Here is a 1,021-nt window from a genome sequence, read left to right as displayed (position 1 = left end):
AAAATTAGATTTTGACGAATTAGCCAAACGCGCCCCAGCTGAAAAACCTTACCCCTTTACCCAAAGAGTTTTAAACACAATTAAAAGCGCGCTAGCTTTGTTAACTTTAGATGATAGGCAGGATTTGCATGTATTAAATAGCCCAAATTATAAGCAAGGGCGCAGTTACTATACAAAAGCCCCTACAATTGAGGAGGTTAGGGGGTGGATTAGGGAAACGACGGGGATAGAGGCAGAAAAGCGATGGGATAAGAAATTAATTATTCATCACCCAGATTTTGAAGGCGTGGTTATGCCATTTGGCGGAATCAAAGAAAAAACAAAAACAAATTATAGTAAGGTACACTTCAATAAAAAGGGCATGCATATTGTGCCGTTTGTTAGGGGCAAACATGATTAAACTAGAAGAGTATATAAAATATCTAGGCTGGGCTGTTAGGGTTACCTTAGTTAACGATCAAATTTGCGATGAAGGCACTACTATTGAGGGGGTTTTTTCTGGTTATGATTTTGCGGCGTGTAGTGGCGAAGAAGAAGATAATTTAGTAATTAGCATGGGTGGTGGCTGGCTTTATGGCTTAAATGTTTCAGACATTAAGCAAATAACCCCGCTGTATAAGCTTGATAATAAAGCCTATGAAGCCGTATTAGCGTCTGAGAGAGTAAAAGATTAACCTTGAAAAATTTACCTGATATGGACAATTACCCCCGATTATTAAAAATTACCTTTGTAGATGGGGATATTTGGGAGAATGCCAAGCTAGATGGCTATGATTACGCCCCGCCAGACCCCCAAGAGGGTGAGGACGAAGAAGATGAGTTAAGGGTAACCTATCAAGGTGTAGGATACGCGCTACACGCCTCAGAAATCCAAAAGATCGAATCCCAGCCGGTAAAAAAGTAGGCTACAACACGCCTACAGCCCCCGCCACTTGATCTAAAAGCTCCATAATTTCGCTTTCATCAATCCCTAAATCTAACGCGGGAGGCTCTTCCGTGTTTGCTTTCTCAATCCTATTTG

General features: G+C 41.1%; 3 protein-coding genes. All 3 read left to right on the top strand.

Going from position 1 to position 1,021, the window contains the following annotated elements; translation table 11 throughout:
- Positions 1 to 400 (top strand): polymorphic toxin type 50 domain-containing protein (locus G6Q00_RS08215; RefSeq protein ID WP_205426580.1); only part of this gene is annotated, 400 nt, incomplete at its 5' end.
- The gene (locus G6Q00_RS08210; protein WP_163532754.1) at positions 393 to 674 is read left to right on the top strand and encodes a hypothetical protein; all 282 of its coding nucleotides are present in this window, start codon (positions 393 to 395) and stop codon (positions 672 to 674) included. The genes G6Q00_RS08215 and G6Q00_RS08210, both read left to right, overlap by 8 nt.
- A gap of 2 nt (positions 675 to 676) precedes the next feature.
- Positions 677 to 904: a hypothetical protein gene (locus G6Q00_RS08205; RefSeq protein ID WP_163532753.1), complete on the top strand. Its 228-nt coding sequence runs from the start codon at positions 677 to 679 to the stop codon at positions 902 to 904.
- Positions 905 to 1,021: the final 117 nt, after the last annotated feature.

It is taken from the genome of Helicobacter suis (genome assembly GCF_902196125.1).
Taxonomy (GTDB): Bacteria; Campylobacterota; Campylobacteria; order Campylobacterales; family Helicobacteraceae; genus Helicobacter; species Helicobacter suis_B.
This window is presented reverse-complemented; position numbering and strand designations above follow the sequence as displayed.

Coding starts and splice junctions, on each gene's coding strand:
- G6Q00_RS08210 (WP_163532754.1), top strand. CDS start 393: ATGATTAAACTAGAAGAGTATATAAAATATCTAGGCTGGGCTGTTAGG.